This window comes from Luteitalea sp. (assembly GCF_022842525.1).
Taxonomy (GTDB): Bacteria; Acidobacteriota; Vicinamibacteria; order Vicinamibacterales; family Vicinamibacteraceae; genus Luteitalea.
Genome location: NZ_JALHPM010000026.1, coordinates 33,413 through 51,204, shown reverse-complemented (window position 1 = coordinate 51,204; position 17,792 = coordinate 33,413). Strand labels below are relative to the sequence as shown.

12 protein-coding genes are annotated in these 17,792 nt (G+C 70.0%); 7 read left to right on the top strand and 5 right to left on the bottom strand.

Annotated elements, in window-relative coordinates:
* A partial coding sequence (locus Q0C41_RS07820) for a MarR family winged helix-turn-helix transcriptional regulator (RefSeq protein ID WP_291982543.1) occupies positions 1–387 on the bottom strand: 387 nt, incomplete at its 3' end.
* A 62-nt stretch (positions 388–449) separates the two neighbouring features.
* Here Q0C41_RS07820 and Q0C41_RS07815 point away from each other — a divergent pair.
* Together Q0C41_RS07815 and Q0C41_RS07810 are read left to right on the top strand one after the other, a co-directional pair.
* The gene (locus Q0C41_RS07815) at positions 450–1,568 is read left to right on the top strand and encodes a tetratricopeptide repeat protein (RefSeq protein WP_291982541.1); all 1,119 of its coding nucleotides are present in this window, start codon (positions 450–452) and stop codon (positions 1,566–1,568) included.
* Positions 1,565–3,283 (top strand): chloride channel protein, encoded by a 1,719-nt coding sequence (locus Q0C41_RS07810; RefSeq protein WP_291982540.1) that lies wholly within the window; start codon positions 1,565–1,567, stop codon positions 3,281–3,283. The genes Q0C41_RS07815 and Q0C41_RS07810 overlap by 4 nt, the downstream gene beginning before the upstream one ends.
* Positions 3,284–3,337: 54 nt before the next feature.
* Here Q0C41_RS07810 and Q0C41_RS07805 read toward each other — a convergent pair whose 3' ends face one another.
* The gene (locus Q0C41_RS07805; RefSeq protein ID WP_291982538.1) at positions 3,338–4,369 is read right to left on the bottom strand and encodes a glycerophosphodiester phosphodiesterase family protein; all 1,032 of its coding nucleotides are present in this window, start codon (positions 4,367–4,369) and stop codon (positions 3,338–3,340) included.
* A 194-nt stretch (positions 4,370–4,563) separates the two neighbouring features.
* On the opposite strand from Q0C41_RS07805, the gene Q0C41_RS07800 reads away from it, so the two are divergent.
* Complete coding sequence (locus Q0C41_RS07800; RefSeq protein WP_291982535.1) at positions 4,564–7,815, top strand: carboxypeptidase regulatory-like domain-containing protein; 3,252 nt, start codon at positions 4,564–4,566, stop codon at positions 7,813–7,815.
* A gap of 46 nt (positions 7,816–7,861) precedes the next feature.
* On the opposite strand, the gene Q0C41_RS07795 is transcribed toward Q0C41_RS07800, so the two are convergent.
* A complete protein-coding gene (locus tag Q0C41_RS07795) occupies positions 7,862–9,166 on the bottom strand; it encodes a hemolysin family protein (RefSeq protein ID WP_291982533.1) in 1,305 nt (434 codons plus the stop codon).
* 64 nt (positions 9,167–9,230) lie between these two features.
* Here Q0C41_RS07795 and Q0C41_RS07790 point away from each other — a divergent pair, with 64 nt between their 5' ends.
* The 4 genes from Q0C41_RS07790 to Q0C41_RS07775 all read left to right on the top strand — a co-directional run bounded on the left by Q0C41_RS07790 (position 9,231) and on the right by Q0C41_RS07775 (position 15,857).
* The gene (locus Q0C41_RS07790; protein WP_291982531.1) at positions 9,231–9,770 is read left to right on the top strand and encodes a hypothetical protein; all 540 of its coding nucleotides are present in this window, start codon (positions 9,231–9,233) and stop codon (positions 9,768–9,770) included.
* A 50-nt stretch (positions 9,771–9,820) separates the two neighbouring features.
* Positions 9,821–10,861, top strand: a complete 1,041-nt coding sequence (locus tag Q0C41_RS07785; protein WP_291982529.1) for a hypothetical protein — start codon at positions 9,821–9,823, stop codon at positions 10,859–10,861.
* Positions 10,862–10,869: 8 nt separating this feature from the next.
* Positions 10,870–11,760, top strand: coding sequence for a diacylglycerol kinase family protein (locus Q0C41_RS07780; protein WP_291982527.1), 891 nt, complete (start codon positions 10,870–10,872; stop codon positions 11,758–11,760).
* A gap of 89 nt (positions 11,761–11,849) precedes the next feature.
* The gene (locus tag Q0C41_RS07775; RefSeq protein ID WP_291982524.1) at positions 11,850–15,857 is read left to right on the top strand and encodes a serine/threonine-protein kinase PknK; all 4,008 of its coding nucleotides are present in this window, start codon (positions 11,850–11,852) and stop codon (positions 15,855–15,857) included.
* Here Q0C41_RS07775 and Q0C41_RS07770 read toward each other — a convergent pair.
* Both Q0C41_RS07770 and Q0C41_RS07765 read right to left on the bottom strand, forming a co-directional pair.
* Positions 15,835–16,542, bottom strand: coding sequence for a hypothetical protein (locus tag Q0C41_RS07770; RefSeq protein WP_291982522.1), 708 nt, complete (start codon positions 16,540–16,542; stop codon positions 15,835–15,837). The genes Q0C41_RS07775 and Q0C41_RS07770 overlap by 23 nt on opposite strands.
* A gap of 37 nt (positions 16,543–16,579) precedes the next feature.
* Positions 16,580–17,734 (bottom strand): oxygenase MpaB family protein, encoded by a 1,155-nt coding sequence (locus Q0C41_RS07765; RefSeq protein WP_291982521.1) that lies wholly within the window; start codon positions 17,732–17,734, stop codon positions 16,580–16,582.
* Positions 17,735–17,792 lie beyond the last annotated feature (58 nt).

The following is a 17,792-nucleotide window of genomic DNA, read 5'->3' as shown; positions in this document are numbered from 1 at the left end:
GCGGGGGGCGCTTGCGTCGAGGACGCCCTGGACCGCGGCCTCGACGGTGCCCGTCAGGCGCGTGTCGACGCGGCGCCCGGCCGGCGTGAGACGAATCGCGGCCCGGCGGCGGTCGGTCTGGTCGATGTGTCGCGTGACGAGCCCGGCGGTTTCCAGCCTGGCGAGGATCCCCGTCACCGTACTGGGATCGACGTGGAGCGTCGCCGCGAGTGCCCCGGCCGAGATGTCCGGGGCGCGTCCGATGACGCGGATGGCCAGTCGCTGCGGTCCCGTGATGCCGAGGTCGGCACGCATCCGCTTCGAGGCCCGTTGCAGGCCGTGATCGACGAGCCACAACAGACGCATGAACGTGAGGACGGGCGGCAACGACGGGGTGGGATCGGGCATGGGTGTGGCGGTGCGGCGGAGTGCGGCGCAGTCTCGCACGGGACAGCGATGAGATCAAAGACGTGACGACGCTTGCCGACACGCGGGCCGCAGGTCTGACCTCGACGCTGCGGGTGGCGGTGGTGGGCCTCGTGCTGCTGTGCCTGTGGGGGGCGGCCTCCTGGCTGGCTCGCACGGCGCACCATCAGCGCCTCCAGCGTGGCGCCCGCGCGGCCGCCACCGGCATCGCCGACCTCGAGAGCGGACGCGTCGCGCAGGCCGTGGCCTCGCTGCGGGAGGCCGTCGTCCTCGAACCCGACCACGCCGACTACCGCCTCGCCCTCGCCAGGGCCCTGGTGGCTCAGGACCGCGACCGCGAAGCCGAGCCCTATCTGCTCGACGTCCTGCGTCGCGACCCCGTCCGTGGCGAAGCCAATCTCGTGCTCGCGCGCATTCGCCGCGACGCCGGCGACGAGACGGAAGCGCAGAGCGCCTACTACCGGGCCGTCTATGGCCGGTGGAGCACGGAGCAGCAGGTGCCGCGCCGCGAGGCGCGACTCGAGTTGATCGACGTGCTCGAACGTGCGGGCGATTCCGGGCGTCTCCGCGCGGCGCTGCTCGAGTTGTCCAGCGCGTTTCCCGGCGATCGGACCCTGCAGCTGCAGGCGGGTCGGCGGTTGATGGCCGCTGGCTTCCACGCCGACGCCGTGCACGTCCTGCGCGCCACGGTCGATCGCTTCGCCGACCCGGGCGACTCCCTCGTCCTGCTCGCGGAAGCCGAGATGGCCAGGGGCAACTATCTGGCCGCGTTCAACGCGTCGCGGCGCGCCGTGGCGAGAGCGCCGGCCGATGCCGCGGCGAAGGCTTTGCGGGACGTGACCACGCGCATCCTCTCCCTCGACCCCGCGCTGCCGCGCCTGTCGGCGCGCGAACGCACCACGCGCATCCGACGGCTCCTGACGGCGGCGCGCGTCAAGCTGGACGCCTGCACGGTGCCGGCCGCGGCGCCGACGCCTCCCGCCGATTCGCTCGGCCTCGCCATCGATCGCTGGCTGGCCCAGGGACGGGCGGCCGACGCCGACTTCGGGTTCTCCCTGCTCGACGCGGCGGCGCAGCGCGTGCGGAGCGCCTGTCCCGCGCCGGCGCGCGACGATGCGGAAGGGCTGGTCCTGGCGGGGCTGGCGGCGGAGGGCCCGTCGTGAGCCGCCTGACCGCGCGCCTGTCCTTCGTGCTGACCGACGCCCAGCGCTTCCTCATCCTCGCGGTGCTCATCGGCGTCTTCACCGGCGTCATCGTCGTGTGCTTCCATGCGGCGATCGAACTGGTCGAGTGGGGCGTCCACGACGCCGCGACGAGTGTGCTGGCGCGCGTGCTGTTGCCGGCCATCGGAGCGGCCCTGGCCGCGCTGGTGGTGTTTCAGGTGCCGGCCGCGGCCGGCAGCGGCATCGTCCAGACCAAGTCGGCCCTGTACGTCTCGAACGGTCGCATCCCGTTCTCGGCCGTGCCCGGCAAGTTCATGGCGTGCGTGCTCTCGATCGGCACGGGCACGCCTCTCGGCCCGGAGGACCCGGCCTTGCTGATGGGCGCGGGCGTGGCCTCGAAGCTCGGGTCGACGTTCGGCCTGAGTCGGCGATCGATGCGCCACATCGCGCCGGTCGGCGCCGCGGCCGGCATCGCGGCGGCGTTCAACACGCCCATCACCGGTGTGCTGTTCGTGATGGAAGAAGTAGTCGCGGGCTGGGACGCGGCGGTGATGGGGTCGATCGTGCTCGCGGCCGTGTCCTCGGTCGTGACCACGCGGCTCTTCCTCGGCGAGAGCCCCCTGTTTCGGGTGCCCGAGGTCGCGGCCATCGCCAGTCCCCGCGAGGTGCTGTTGTACGTGGCCCTCGGCGCGGCGTCGGGCCTCTTCGCCACCGTCTACGTGCGAGGCGTGGCGTTGCTGCGATACCGACTCGGCGCGTTCCGTCTGCCGGTCGGCCTGGCGCCGCTGATCGCGGGACTGGCCATCGGTGGCGTCGGGCTGGCGTATCCCGAGATTCTCGGCACCGGGTATCGCGCCATGGATGCGGCGCTGAACGCCCAGTATTCGTGGAGCACCATGGCGACGCTGGCGGCCGCCAAGCTGCTGGTCGCCGGGCTCGCGTTCGCCGCCGGCACCCCGGGCGGCCTGTTCGCGCCGACGCTGTTTCTCGGCGTGATGCTCGGCGGTGCCTTCGGCGGCCTCGCGCCCGCGGCGGCGCCCCTGGTGATGGCGCCCTCCCAGAGCACGCTGGCACTGGCGGGCATGGCCGGCGTCTTCGCCGGCGTCTTCCGGGCGCCGATGACCGCCGTGTTCATGACCTTCGAGCTGAGTGGCACCTCCGCCAGCATCCTGCCGGCGATGATCACCTCGACCCTCGGGTTTCTCATCGCGCGCCAGTTCCACCGCCAGTCGATTCTCGACCTGGTGGCCGAGCACGAAGGGGCGGTGCTGCCCTCGGCGCGCGTCGGACGCGCGGAGGAGCCGCTGCACGTCGAGGATGCGTTGCGGACCGATCCGGCGACCGTCGCGATCATCAGGGCCGCAGAGTCGCCGGCGGTGGTCCTGTCGGCGATGCGCGACGCCGCGACGCACGTCCTCGTGGAATGGCCTCGCGGCACATGGGCCGTGGCACCGGCACCGGCGGTGATGGCGCTGGTGGCGGCGGGGACCGACGTCCGCGGCCTGTCGCCGGAGGCGGGCTTCGTCAGCGTCGGCGTGATCTACCCGGACGAACTGCTGGACGTGGCCATCCGGTTGCTGGCGCGCGCTCCCGTCGTGCCCGTCGTCTCGCGCGTCGACGAGCACGAACTGCTCGGGGTGGTCACCGTGGCTGACGTCCGTCAGGCGTATCGGTTCAACGACCCGCAGGCGGCCGCGCCAGACCCCGGCGCCTGAGGCGCCTGCAGGGGCCTGGCGGGGAAAGCGTTCCCGTGGCCAGCGCTGCGCGCCTCAGCGCGGGAAGAGATCCGGATTGTCGGTGAACAGACCGTCCACCTTGTGCTGCTCGACGAAGCGCCGCATCGCCATCGTCAGCGCCTCCCGGGTCGTCGGCAGGGTGCGCAGCGAGTCGTCGATCGCCTTGCGCCACTCGGCGGGCGCATCAGGATACGGATCCTTCGCCGGGCGCAGCGCGAAGGTGTACGGCACCACGGTGAGCCCGGCCGCGTGCGCCTGCGCGACGAGCTCGGGCATCCGATCCACGATCTGGTAGGCCGGCGCGATGCCCGTGGCAAAGGTCTTCACCTCGGCCAGGCCTGCGGGTGTCAGCCACCGCTTGCCCCCGTCGGCCGACCCGATGAGGAAGCTGCGTGGCACCTCCGGAAGGACTCGGGCCAGGCGTCGCACGCTGTCCTCCTCGAACACCTGCAGGTGCACGGCGGGGCGTCCCTTGAACGTGGCGCCCACCAGCCCGTTGCGACGCAGCGCGTCGGCCACGAGGGCCTCGGGGTCGAAGCCGCGCGCGCGAAAGCGCGCCGGCGTCTTCAGCTCCGGGAACAGCCCGGCCTTGCCCTTGACGAGGTCGATCGCCTCCTGGAAGGTGAGCATCTTCGCCCCCGCGAACTTCGGGTCGAACCACGACCCGGCATCGAGTTGCTTGACCTCGGCCAGCGTCAGGCTGTCGACGTACCAGTGCCGTTCGACCCGACCGTTCCTCGTCACTTCGGTGAATCGATCGGGAAAGCGCGCGCGGACGTCGCTCGTGCGCTCGAGCATGGTGTCGTGGGTGCAGACGAGGACGCCGTCGCTGGTCACGCCGAGGTCCTGCTCGACGTACTCGGCCCCCTGCGCGATGGCGAGCTGGTACGCCTCCGCGGTGTGTTCGGGGGCGTAGGCCGAGGCGCCGCGGTGCGCGACGACGAACGTGCCGACCGAGGTCGTGCTGGGGGCCGGTCGAGCCTGCGTGTCGGGCCATGGCGCCAGCGCGGACGCCGCCGCGCCGAGGAGCAGAGCGAAGGAGGTCAGGGATGCGGCAGATGCCATCCGCGCAGCGTAGGGGCTGGTGACGACGAGCGCGTGACAACGGCGGCACGTTCGCGGCACGTTCGCGCGTGTCGACGATCACACGCCCGTCACGACAGCGTCGCGTTGACGTCAGGTGGGCTACCTACCATGGGCCCGTCGACGCGGGTATGGCCCGCCCGACGCCATCCGGCACTCATCTGGAGGAACGTTCCTTGGCCAGTCTCCGACTCATCGTCGTGTGGGTCTTCATGCTGCTGTGCGCCTCGCCGTGCTGGGCGCAGTTCGAAACCGGCTCGATCACCGGCACGGTGACCGACACCAGCGGCGGTGCCCTGCCCGGGGCCACCGTCACCCTGCGCAATCTCGACACCAACGTCACACAGGTGACGGTGACCAACGAGAGTGGCGCCTACGAATTCTTCACCTTGCGCGTCGGTCGCTGCGCGGTGACCATCGAGCTGTCGAGTTTCTCGACCGCGACCGTCCCCGAAGTCGCCCTGGCCATCGGCAATCGCCAGCGCGTCGACGTCAGCCTGCAGGTGGGCGACCTCAGCGAGGCCATCGAGGTGCAGGCGCAGGGTGTGCGCCTCGAGCGCGACTCCAGCCAGCGGAGTTCGGTGGTGACCTCCGAGCAGGCCGTCGCGCTGCCACTGCCCGGGCGCGAGTACTCGGCGCTCGCGCTGCTGGCGCCCGGCGTGCGCCGGTCGGCCATCAACAACACGCAGGGGACCGGCCGCGAGGGCTCGTTCACGGTGAACGGCCTGCGCAGCACCTTCAACAACTACCTGCTCGACGGCGTCGACAACAACGCCTACGGCACCAGCAACCAGGGGCTGTCCAACCAGGTGATTCAGCCCCCGCCCGACGCGCTGGCCGAGATGCGGGTGGTGACCAACAACATGAGCGCCGAGTACGGCCGCAGCGGCGGCGGCACCATCAACGTCGCCTACAAGAGCGGCACCAACAGGCTGAGTGGATCGGCCTGGGAGTATCGTCGCGACCCGTCGCTGAACGCGACCGGCTTCTTCAAGCCGGCGGCCGGTACGGAGCCCAAGCTCACACGCGACCAGTTCGGCTTCGTCGTCGGCGGACCCATTCTGCGCAATCGGGCCTTCTTCTTCGCCGACTACGAAGGACTGCGCCAGGATCGCCAGACGATCGGCTTCGCGTCGATTCCCGACATGGCGCAGCGCGGCGGCGTGTTCGGGGTGGCGGTGCGCGACCCGCGGACGGGGGTGGTGTATCCGGCCGGGACGGCCGTGCCGATGACCGACCTGGCGCGCAAGGTGCTGGACGGCCTGCCGGCGCCGACGTCGGCCGGCACGGTCAACAACTATCGCCGCACGGTGCTGTCGACCAACGACACCGACAAGTTCAACATCAAGCTCGAAGAGCGCGTCTCTCCGCGCCTGTCGTTCTTCGGGCGCTACGGCGACCGCGACACGACCATCATCGACGAGCCGACGCTGCCGCTGCCATCTGGTGGCAACAGCAACGGCACGACCTACGTGCGCAACAAGCAGCTCGCCCTCGGGTCCACCTACATGCCCGGCGCGACGCAGCTGCTCGAGGTGCGCTTCGGCTGGTCGGAAACCGAGGCCGGCAAGGATCCGCTGTCGCTCGGCACGACCAGCGCCTTCGACGAGTACGGCATCACCGGCCTGCCGAGTGATCCGCGCGTCGCTGGCGGGCTGCCGTCGCTGAACATCACCGGGCTGACGCAGCTCGGACGTCAGGCGACCAACCCGCAGTGGCAGTACCCGTCGTTGTGGAACCCGAAGGTCAACTACTCGATCGTGCGTGGCCGGCAGTCCCTCAAGGTCGGCTACGAGTACCAGCGCGTCGATACGCAGGTCCAGGACGTCAACCCGCTGTACGGCATCAACGTCTACGCCGGACAGTTCACCCGGCCGACGGGCGCGGCCGCCAGCACCGTCTACAACCTCTCCGACTTCCTGTTCGGGTACCAGTCGCAGTACGGCCTCAGCAACATCCTGGTGGCCGACATGCGCCAGCGCATGCACTTTGCCTACGTTCAGGACGACTTCCGCGTCACCGATGCGCTGACGGTGAACCTGGGGCTGCGCTACGAGTACTCGACGCCGCAGTGGGAAGCCAACAACGTGCTGTCGAACTTCGATCCCGTGGCGCTCGCGATGATCCCGGCCCGCGACGGCTCGGTGGAGGACCGCTCGACGATCCGGCCCGACCGCAACAACCTGGCACCGCGGCTCGGTTTCGCCTGGTCGCTGTCGCCGTCCACGGTCGTGCGCGGCGGCTACGGCGTGTCGTATGTCCACTTCCAGCGCGCCGGCGGCGGCAACATCCTGGCCATCAACGGGCCGCAGGTGATCAACGCGGTTGCCGTGCAGAACGACCCGACCGCCGCGACCTTCCGGACGCAGCAGCAGGGCTTTCCGGCGGGCTGGAACGACGCGGCCAACTTCAATCCGGTGGCGGCCAACATCACCTACATGCCGAACGACTTTCGATCGAGCCGCGTCGACAGCTGGTACATCTCGACGCAGCGCGAGCTGCTGCGCGGCACCATCGTCGACGTCGCCTACGTCGGCAACCGGGCCAACGGCCTGTTGCAGTTCGCCAACTTCAACCAGGCGCGTCCGAACAACGCCGGTGAGAACGTGCCGCTGCAGGCACGCCGACCCATCGCCTCGTTCGGCGACATCACGTACGCATGGAACGGCGGGCGATCCGACTATCACGGGTTCCAGCTGAAGACGGAGACCCGTGGCCGCGGTCTCGTCTTCGTCAACGCCCTGACGCTGTCGCGCGCCAGGGACAGCGGTGCCGGGTCGCTCGAGAATCCCAACGGGAACTCGCCGGCGGTGCAGGACATCAACGACGTCGACGCCGAGTACGGCCTCTCGGGCTACAACCAGCCGTACAACTGGACGAGCAGCCTCGTGTGGGACGTGCCGGTCGGGCGCGACCGCGCCTATCTCGGCGGCCTGCCGGCGTGGGCCGATGCCGTCCTCGGTGGCTGGCAGGTGGCGTTCATCAGCCTGCTCAACGCCGGTGACCCCGTCACCTTCACCTACACGCCGACGGCGCAGGGGCAGGTCTCGGGCATCACGGCGGACTTCCGCGGCGCCAACAACTATCGCCCCAACGTCAGCGGCGATCCGATGGGCGACGGCTCCATCGGCAACTACTTCAACCGGGCCGCCTTCTCGATTCCGCCGACCTCGTCGCCCTTCGGCAATGCCGAGCGCAACACCGTCCGTGGCCCGCTCTTCTGGTCGGTGGACTTCGCCCTGCAGAAGCGTTTCCGGCTGCCGGTCGGTCCGCGCACCAACATCGAAGTCCGCGGCGAGGCCTTCAACCTCTTCAACCGGACCAACTTCGGCGCGCCGAACGGCAACCTGAGCGCGAACGCCTTCGGCACGATCACCGGGACCTTCGACGCACGGCAGGTCCAGCTCGGGTTGCGCGTGACCTTCTAGCCGCGCCTGCTGCGGCGGTCCGGGGTGGCATGGGCATCGCGCCGTGTCACTCCGGGCCGGCGGTCGGCGGTGGATCGACGCCGACCAGCACGCGGTCGACGCGATGGCCGTCCATGTCGACGATCTCCAGGCGACAGCGGCCAATGGCGAAGACGTCGCCGACGCGGGGGACGCGGCCCAGGACGAACATCGCCAGCCCGCCCAGCGTGTGGTAGTGGTGCCGATCCTCGTCGGAGGACAGGGGCAGGTCCAGGTGCCGCTCGAGGGTGGCCAGTTCGATCGCGCCATCGACCAGATGAGTGCCATCGTCGCGCGTGACGATGGCGGGATCGGCATCCCGCGTTTCCGGGAGCTCACCGACGATCGCCGCCATGACGTCGGTCAGGCTGACGAGCCCGTTGACGCCTCCGAACTCGTCGATGACCAGGGCGACCGGGACGTGTCGTTGCCGGAACTCCTGCAGCAGATCCATCAGCGTGATGGTCCGAGGCACGAACAGGGCCTCCGTGGCCAACGCCTCGAGATCCACGCGCTCGCCCCGGAGCAGGTGCCCCAGGATGACCGAGGAATGCGCGACGCCGATGACGTCGTCGAGGCCGCCGCGGCAGACCGGCAGCACGGCGTGCGGGTTGGCTTGCAGCGTGGTGGCGTTCTCGGCCCAGGACCGGCGCACGTCGAGGCAGACGACGTCGGCGCGCGGCGTCAGAATGGCGCCGACATGTCGGTCGTCCAGATGCAGGACGTTCTCGACCAGATCCTGTTCGGCCAGCTCGAAGATCCCTGCCTGTGTCCCCTGCGCCATCAGCAGCTTGATTTCCTCGACGCTGACGACGGGCTGCGGCGTCCGGGAGACGCGCAGGATGGTCAACACCAGGTTCGTCGACGCCGACAGGAGCAGCACCAGGGGACGGCCGACGGTGGCCAGCACCGACATCGGACGGGCGACCAGCGACGCGATGCGTTCAGGGGACGTCAACCCGAGGCGCTTGGGGACGAGTTCGCCGAGAATCAGCGACACGTAGGTCAGGCTCACCACCATCGCGACCAGCGACAACGGTTCGGCATAGGGCGCGAGCACGGGGACGCGCAGCAACCACCCCTGGACGCGGACGGCAATGGCCGATTCACCGACGGCACCACTCAGGATGCCGATGCTGGTGATGCCGACCTGGACCGTCGAGAGGAAGTGCGTCGGGTCCGCCGAGAGCCGCAGGGCCTGCGCGGCACCCGGGTGGGCCGCGTCGACCAGCTGCTGCAGCCTGGCATGGCGCGAACTCACGAGGGCAATCTCCGACATCGCGAACACGCCGTTGATGAGGATCAGCGCCAGGAGGAGGACGAGGTCGGTCATGGCCACCATTATTCCTGCCGCACGAATATTTCCGTGGCAAAGCGAGCAGTGGCAGAATTACGCCATGCCGACGAGTCTGATTGGCGCCCTGCGCCGCCCCCGCGGCCGTCCCAAGAAGTTCGACGGGCCGACCCGTGTCGTCAGCCTGACCCTGCCCGAGTCGGCCATCGCGCGCCTGGCGCAGACCCACGGCGATCTCGGTCGCGCCGTCGTGAGTCTCATCGAACGCAAGACCCCCACGACGTCTCGGCCAGCCGCAGAACTCGTCGTGTTCGGCAACCATGCGGTGATCAGCGTGCGCGCGACGCCCGCGCTGGAGCAGCGGGCCGGGGTGCAACTCGTGCCACTCCCCGATGGGCGGGCGCTGCTGTCGCTCGAGGCGCTGGAGTCGGTCGCCGACCTCGAACTGCGCATCAGCGATGCGCTGGACGATGAGGCGCTGAGCGCCGACGATCGGGCCGTCTTCGCCGCCGTGCGGGCCATCCTGCGCGACGCCAGACAGGCCCAGGACGTCGCCCTGCTGCGCCGCAACATCATCGTCCTGCAGGGCGTTCGTCGCACGCGACGCCGATCCAGCTCGGCGGCACCCACGCGCACCACGTAGACGGGCGGCGTCCGAGGGGCGCCCGCCGCGGGTACACTGCAGGACGGCCCATGTCGTCCCTCAAGCTGGCAAATCTCTGGCGTGTCATCAGCGACGTCGACCTCGAACGGATTCGTGCCTCCGCACGCACGCCCTTCGAACTCCTGGTCGTGGCCGAGGACGCCTCCATCGGCGAACGCGTTCGGGCCGGTCTCGGTGCCGTGCCCGGCGGCAGCGTCCACCCGTATGTGGTCGTGGTCGATCCCGACACGGTGCGGCAGCGACCGACCACGCCGCTGGTGGTGGTGCTGGCCACTGGCACCGCAGAGCTGTCCGTGCGGATGAAGGCCGTCGACGAGCACTGCATCCGCTCGCACTGGCCGCGCCTCACGCTCGTGGTCGGCTCGGAGACGCCCGACGCGGCCGCACGGCGGGTGGCCGAGCAGGCTCGCGTGGCTGCGCTGGACGTGATGAACGCGCCGCGGGCGCTGCTGCTCGCCGTCATCGCGCAGGTGGAAGGGGATGCCCGACTCGCGATCGCGGCCGCCCTGCCCGTGTTCCGGCAGGTCGTGGCCGAGGCCATCGTCGACGAGACGGCCAAGGCCAATGCGTCGTTCGCGGTCACCACGGGCCTGGCCGAGACCATCCCCGTGCTGACCGCACCGCTCAACCTCGGCGACATGATCGTGCTCACCAAGAACCAGCTGATCATGGGCTACAAGATCGCGCTCGCCGCTGGCCGCAACGACAGCCCGCGCTCGATGATGACCGAGATTCTCGGCGTGATCGGCGGCGGCTTCCTGTTCCGGCAGGTCGCGCGGCAACTCGTCGGTCTGATTCCCGTCGCCGGACTCGTGCCGAAGGTAGCGATTGCGTATGCCGGGACCTACGCGATGGGGCGCGGTCTGACCGCCTGGGCACTCGGCGGTGCGGAGGTGACGGCCGAGAGCCTGTCGCGATACACCGCGGAGGGGCTCGACCAGGGGCGCCAGTTGGCCCAGCAGCTGATCGGACAGGTCACGTCGGGCGTCCCGTCTCCGGCGCGCAGCTGGCAACGGCTCCGAGGCTGGCTGCCCTCGAGGACTTCCCGTCCTCCGACTCCGAAGGCGTGAGCGGCCCCATGCGCATCGTGCTGATTGCCAACCCTGCCTCTGGCACCGCGCAGGGGAGCGACGCCCTTGGGGAGGTCCAGCAGCATCTGCGGTCGGCCGGACACGACGTCCACGTGCGGGAAACGGCCGCCAGGGGCGATGCCGAACGGTTTGCCCACGACAGCGCCGCCTTGGGAGTCGACATCGTCGTGGCGGTGGGAGGCGACGGCACGCTGAACGAGGTGGTCAACGGCGTGGCATCGGCACCAGACGGCCTGGAGCGCTGTGCCATCGGGCTGATTCCCGCCGGGACGGGCAACGACTTCGCACGAACCCTTGGCATGGCTGAGTCCGACGTCGCGCTGGCGGCGCTGGCCGCGGGACACGAGCGCCGCGTCGACCTCGTGTCGCTCGGCGATCGGGTGTTCCTCAATGCCTCGGCAGGAGGCTTCACGGCGGAGACGTCCGCCAACGTGTCCAGCGGGATGAAGCAGGCCGTCGGCACGCTGGCCTACCTCATCGGGGGCGCGCGGGCGGTCCTCGAGTACGAACCGGTCGGCGTCCGCGTCGAGTGGGAGGGACGGTCGCTCGAGGCGGACCTGCAGCTGTTCGCCATCTGCAATGGCGCCTACATCGGCGGCGGGCATCAGCTGGCCCCGACGGCGCGTCCCGACGATGGCCTGATGGAAGTGTGTCTGGTGCGCGCCACGTCGACACTGGACTTCCTCGCGCTCCTGCCGCGCCTGTCCTCGGGCCATCACGTGGACGACGACGACGTGGCCTATTTCCGGACGCGTGCGGTCACGCTGTCCTTCTCGCGGACCATCAAGATCAACACCGATGGGGAAGTGCTCGAGGCCGCGCGGTGCGAGTACGTGATGCGGCCCGGGGCCGTGCGCCTGATCGCGCCGGCCCCATGAGGGCGGTCCGGGCAGGCGGACGGCCGGGTGGACGGCGGCCGAGGCGGCACGACGACACACGGCCGCCGATGATGGACTAAAATCCTCGTGTGACCTCCACCCCGGAAGGTGGACAGGCAGGCCCGCCAGCGCGGGTCGGCCAGTATCGACTCGGTCAAAGACTCGGCGCCGGGGGCATGGGTGCCGTCTATCGAGCGTTCGACGAGGCGCTGCAGCGTCCCGTTGCCATCAAGCGACTGATCCCCACCCTCGTCGACCAGTCGCGCAGCCTGCGATTCCGGCGCGAGGCGCGGATGGCTGCGCGCCTGAACCATCCTTCGATCGTCCACATCTACGAGATCGTCGAGTCGTCGGAAGGCGACTGGATCGTGATGGAACTGGTCGAGGGCAAGACGCTCGACCGTCTCCTGCGCGAGGGCCGCCTCGACCTCGCCAGCGTGGTCCACTACGCCCGCCAGATCGCCGAAGGCCTGTCGGAAGCACATGCCCAGGGCATCGTGCATCGCGACCTCAAGGCCGCCAACGTGATGGTGACGGGGCCCGGTCGGGTCAAGATTCTCGACTTCGGATTGGCGAAGGCCTACGACGGCGACTTCGACCAGGAGATCTCCAGTCCCGGCACGGTGGTCGGCACCTGCCACGCCATGTCACCGGAGCAGGCGCAGGGGCTGACCGTCGATCATCGGTCCGACCTGTTCTCGCTCGGCTCGCTCATCTACGAGATGCTCACGGGGCTGTCGCCGTTTCACGCGGCCACGCCGACCGAGACGCTGGCGCGCATCTGCGCCTATGAACCCGAGTCGCTCGGGCAACTCGTGCCGGCGACGCCCAGGGATCTCGTCGATCTCACGCACCGCCTGATCCGCAAGTCGGCGGCGCAGCGTCCCCAGAGCAGTTGGGAAGTAGCCGCGGCGCTCGAGCGCATCGAACGCGCGGGAGGGCTCGACCATCCCTCGCGGCGCCTGGTGACGGCCGCCACCGAGGTGCACACGCACGTCGACGGGCCGAGGCCAGGTCCGGTGCGCTCGGCCACGCCGCCGCCGCTCACGAGCATCGAGCGCCGCCAGATGACCGTGCTCTGCTGCGAACTCGCCGACGGTGCCCGCCCGGACGTGGAGGCCTTGCAGGTCTTCGATCCCGAGACCTTGTACGAACTGATGCTGCAGGTGCGGCCGCTCGTGCAGATGGCGGCGCAGCGCTACGACGGATCGCTCGGCAACGCGATGGGGCATCGTCTCCTCGTGTACTTCGGCTATCCCGCCGCGCACGAGGACGATGCCTGGCGTGCGGTGAGGGCCGCGCTCGATCTGGTGGGCGAGGTCGAGGCGCACCTCGAGGACGCCTCCGGGCGCCACCGCGTGCGGCCGTCGCTGCGGGTGGGCATCCACACGGGCACGGCGGTGGTCTCGACCCATGCCAACGCCCCAGAGCCCGTGGTGCTCGGCAGCACACTCGACGTCGCGCTCCGCCTGCTCGCGTCCGCCGAGCCCGGCTCCGTCGTCATCAGTGCCGCCACGCGATCGCTGGTGCACCGGGGCGTCGAGGCCGAGGCGTTGGCGCCCTTCCCGACCACGCCCGGGTCGGGCGTGGCGATGGTGCCGTATCGCGTCCGCGAGGGTCAGGACACTGGCGAAGAGGTCACGTTCGACCTCGCGCCGCTCGTCGGTCGCGACAAGGAACTCGATCTCCTGCTGGCCCGCTGGAGCGAGGCCCGCGCCGGTACCGGCCAGGCGGTGCTGATCACCGGCGAGCCCGGCATCGGCAAGTCGCGACTGCTGCGTGCGCTGCGCGAGCGCGTCAACGACACCGCCGGGGCGCGGACGGTGCGCTGGCTGCAGACGCACGGCACGCCCTATACCCAGCACACGCCGCTGCATGCCGTCGTGCAGTTGCTGCAGCGCCTGATGGTGGTCGAAGCGGGCGCGACGCCGTCCGAGCAACTGGCGACGCTGCTCGCGGCGTGCGAACTGGCCGAAGCGCAGCCCCTGTTCTCGGCGCTGCTCGACCTGCCCCTGCCCGCGGGGCGGCCGGCACCGTCGATGTCGCCCGAGCGCCAGCGTGAGGAGACGCTCGATGCCCTGGTCGCCCTGCTGCTGGAGATGGCGGCGCGCGAGCCGATCGTCCTGCTGGTCGAGGACCTGCATTGGCTCGACGCAACGACACTGGCATGGCTCGATCGCCTGATCGATCAGGCGCAGGCGGCACCGCTGTTCCTGGTCATGACACTGCGCCCCAACACGCTGGACGTCCCCTGGGCCGCCCGGGCCCAGGTGTCGCAGATCTCCCTCGGGGCGCTGACCACGGACGACACGGAACGGCTGATCCGCTTGCTCTCGGGCGATCAGGCGCTGCAGCCGCAGGTCCGCTCGCACATCATCAGCAAGACGGACGGCGTGCCGCTGTTCGTCGAGGAATTGACGCGCTCGGTGCTCGAGAGCGGGGCCTCGGGCGAATGGCACGAGCTGCCGACGACGCTGCGTGATTCGCTGACGGCGCGTCTCGGTCGCCTGGGGGCCGCCAAGGAAGTCGCGCAGCTCGCCTCGGTGATCGGACGGGCCTTCACCATGCCCCTGCTGGCGGCCGTGTCGTCGCATCCGCCGGAGCAGCTCGAGCGCGAACTGCGACAGCTGGTGCAGTCGGGCCTCGTCCACCGCCGCGGCTTCGGCGCCCAGGCCCGCTATGCCTTCAAGCACGCGCTGGTGCGCGATGCCGCCTACGATTCGCTGTTGCGCCGCGAGCGCCAGCAGATCCACCTGCGCATCGCCGATGCCCTCGAGGAGCAGAAGCGCGCGGGTAGCGACGATGTCCTCGGGGAAGTGATCGCGCACCATTGCCTCGCAGCCGAGCAGTACGAGCGGGCGTGCGAGTGCTGGCTCGGCGCCGGTCAGCTCGCGATGGCCCGATCCGCCCACGCCGACGCGATCGGCCACCTCCAGAATGCGGCCGAGGCACTCGAGGCGCTCCCACCGTCCCCGATGCGCGATCGCCAGGAGATCGCGGTGCGCAGCGCGCTGGCGATGTCGCTGGGAATCGTGCGCGGCTTGTCGTCGCCGGACGTCGAGGCGACGCAGGATCGCCTGCTGGCGCTCATCGGCCAGGTCGGCGACGTGCCGCACGAGCTCTACTTCGGCTTGTGGAACTTCTACGCCAGCCGCGGCAAGCTGCTGCGGGCGCGCGAACTGGCCGGACAGCGCCTCGCCTGGGGCGTCGGGCGCGGCGACATGGACGCGCGACTGCTCGGCCTCTACACCGCGGCGGCCTCCGATGCGTTCCTCGGCCGGTTCGCCGAGGCGCGCGACGGGTTCGAGGCGCTGCTCGCGATCTATCCCGCCGAGGGGCTGGGCACGCCGGCCATTGCCTACGACATCGGCGCGGTCGGGCAGTCGCTGCTCGGGGATGTCCTCTGGGTGCTCGGCGACGCCGAGACCGGCGCGCGGGTCTCGGACGACGCGATCGCCCGCGGCCGCGCCTGCTCGCCGTTCACGGAGTCGGTGGCACTGGTCGATCGGATGGCGCTCGCGATCTCGATGGGCGACATCGACGTGGCGCAGGCCCGGACCGAGGCGCTGATCGCCCTCAGCACCGAGCACGGCTACCAGTACTGGACCGTGTTCTGGACCCTCGGCCTCGCGATCATCCGCCTGTCGCGCACCCCCGATCCCGCGGAGGTGGATGCCCTCATCGAGGAGGCGGCCACGTCCATCACCATCATGCGGACGGCGTACGGCAGCAACCTGCAGTGCACCCGTTACCTGGCGTGGGTGGTCGAGCGCTGCCTGGCACAGGGGCGGACGCCGCGGGCGCGGGCCCTGCTGACCGAGGCGATCCAGATGACCGGCGAGAGCGGCGAGCGCTACTGGGAAGCCGAGCTGCGGCGCCTCGCCGCGCTGGTTCTGGAGGCCGAAGGCGCCGAGGCCAGCGAGATCGAGCGGGTGCTGCGCGAGGCCATCGCCATCGCGCAGCAGCAGGGCGCGCACGCGTTCGAGGTGCGGGCGTCGGTGGCGCTCGGGCGGCTCCTCCGTGACCAGGGCCGGGCCGACGAGGCCAGGACGCTGGTGGCTCCGCTGCTCGAGATCACGCCAGAGCCACCTGCCTGACGGCAGGCCCGCCGACGGCGAGCTGACGACGCTTCTGCACGAACAGGTAGAGGAACACGGCGTCGACGATCGCGGCCGAGCAGCCGATCGTCTGCAGGAACCTGTCGTCGGGGTAGTGCAGGAAGAAGAACACCACGACCAGCGCCGAGCCCGCCGCCCGCATCCAGTTGGCGTTGAAGGAGAAGTACTCGAGCGTCGGCTGCCGCAGCATCAGCGGGATGTAGAGGAACGAGATCGACAGCTGGATCAGGTAGGCCGAGCGGCCCCCGACGCTGTTGTCGAGGCCCTGGACGTGCATGTAGTAGGTGGCCGCGCCGGCGAGCACGGCGATGAACAGGCAGGCCGGGATGAAGATGTGCCGGGGCGCGAGTTGCGGCACCGTCAGCTGCTTGGCGCCGAGAAACAGCACGCCGTAGCTGAAGATCAGCCCGGCATCGAGGAAGAACCAGACGTAGTTGGCGCCCTGGAAGATCATCCCCATGTCGTTCTGCGCGAGGAAACTCCACACGAACTCCCACGCCACGTCGCAGCAGCCGGCAAAGACCGGCATCTCGACGTACTTGAGTGTGAAGATGTTGCGGATGTAGATGCCGTAGGCGAGCACCCACAGCAGGCAACCCAGGCCATAGAAGAAGAACTCCAGGCCCGTGTAGTCCTGCCAGTTGATCCAGACGATGCTCACCATCGGTCGTGTCCTCGGGAATCGACGTGGGTGGGGATGATCATTCGAAGGCCGGCCCGCGCAGGTCCAGCCGGCTGAAGGGCACGGAGAATACCACCTCGCCGCGGCGGTCGACGGCGACCATGCCCTGCAGCACCAGATGGGCCACCTTGTCGATGAACGCGTTGCGTTCGCCCGCCCACTGTCCGACCCGCAGGACGCCTGTCAGGACGGCCTTGAGCAGGCCATGGCCGGTCAGCGGGGTGAAGCCGACGCGCGCCAGTTCCTCGCGCGACATCAGCTCGGTCATGCAGAGCCGCGGCGCCCACCCGAGGCCGACCATCCGCGCGACCGGGGGCAGGAGCCGCGTCATCATCCGGAGATTGCTGGTGGTCAGCGCCACGCCAGCGGGATTGCGGTCGGGCATCGTGTTGTTGCGCCGCACGTACGCCGCATAGAACTCCGCCGCTTCGGCCAGAGTCGCCGGCACCAAGCTGGCGTCGTCGGGCCGTCCCTCGGGATGGATGCCCATCAACTGGGCAAAGATGCGCCACAAGTAGTAGAGGTCTTCCGCCTCGTCGTCGGCCAGCGGCAGTCCCAGCCGGCGGATGCCGTCCACCAGCAGGTAGGAGAAGGCCATGATCGTCGCGAGCATGTCCTCGTGGTTGACCGGCACCTGGAAGCGGGCCCGGAAGTCGGGGCGGTAGGTGTCGGTGAGCACGCGAATGCCGGCGTGCAGCAACCGCAGCTTCTTCGCGGTGACGATGGCCCGGCCGTGGTCGTCGAAGGCGTGGCCGTCCGAGACGTTGACCAGCAGCTGCACCACGCCCATCAGCCGCTCGTATGGATGGCGCTCGAGATCGCCGGAAATCGACAGGATCTCGGTCAGGCACGGGGCGGCGTAGCCACGGGGCAGGCTCGAGGCGAGCAGCACCACCACCGACGGGAGCGCGTTGCGGAGGAATGCCTCGCCGCCGCGGTGCAGGCGCGCCCGATCGGTGCCGGCGGGCAGGCCCCCGGCGTCGCGCATGAAGGCGTGGAGCGCCTCGGGCGCGTCCGGCGGCAAGGGGGTGTCGTTGCCCTGCAGCACGCGAAAGGCCCGGCCGACCGCCGCTGACCCGCCTTCGTCACGCAGGCGCCGCACCGCCTCGTCGGCCCGGGGATCGCCGGACCGCCGCAAGCCATCGAGGAACACGTCATCGGACCACTGGCTCACGGGCGGGACATCGCTTTCATCGGTTGGCCGTGATTGTACGGTGGGTGACCGTCGAGTC

Excerpts from the sequence above, each read along its gene's own strand:
- Q0C41_RS07780 (WP_291982527.1), top strand. The coding sequence starts at position 10,870 with ATGCGCATCGTGCTGATTGCCAACCCTGCCTCTGGCACCGCGCAGGGG.
- Q0C41_RS07770 (WP_291982522.1), bottom strand. The coding sequence starts at position 16,542 with ATGGTGAGCATCGTCTGGATCAACTGGCAGGACTACACGGGCCTGGAG.
- Q0C41_RS07795 (WP_291982533.1), bottom strand. The coding sequence starts at position 9,166 with ATGACCGACCTCGTCCTCCTCCTGGCGCTGATCCTCATCAACGGCGTG.
- Q0C41_RS07790 (WP_291982531.1), top strand. The coding sequence starts at position 9,231 with ATGCCGACGAGTCTGATTGGCGCCCTGCGCCGCCCCCGCGGCCGTCCC.
- Q0C41_RS07805 (WP_291982538.1), bottom strand. The coding sequence starts at position 4,369 with ATGGCATCTGCCGCATCCCTGACCTCCTTCGCTCTGCTCCTCGGCGCG.
- Q0C41_RS07785 (WP_291982529.1), top strand. The coding sequence starts at position 9,821 with ATGTCGTCCCTCAAGCTGGCAAATCTCTGGCGTGTCATCAGCGACGTC.